Genomic DNA, 351 nt, shown 5'->3' with positions numbered 1-351 from the left:
GGTTTTTCCAATATGTTTATGTTTAACGTAACCGCCAAAGTGCGGAAAATGATTAAAGCGGGGATTAATGTTACGATAGGGACGGATTCTTCCGCGACGGGCTCCGCGAATTTGCTCGCCGAAATAAAATATGACAGGGAACTTTACAGAAAACTTTACGGCGAAGATCTTGGCGCGGAAAAAATATTTAACATGATGACGATAAACGCCGCTAAGGCCTTTTGGATGCAGGACAGGATCGGCAGTTTGGACGAAGGCAAGTTAGGCGACATTCTCGTGTTGAAATCGAATAATAGCGATCCTTATGAAAACATCGTTAACGCCGACATGAAGGACATTGAACTTTTAATC

Annotated in this window: 1 protein-coding gene; it reads left to right on the top strand. The window is 43.0% G+C overall.

What is annotated here, in order from left to right:
- Positions 1–12: 12 nt before the first annotated feature.
- Positions 13–351: amidohydrolase family protein (locus tag ACYVTD_RS18260; RefSeq protein WP_461249020.1), on the top strand; the 339-nt coding region annotated here is incomplete at its 3' end.

Source organism: Treponema sp. R6D11 (assembly GCF_054786075.1).
This window is presented reverse-complemented; position numbering and strand designations above follow the sequence as displayed.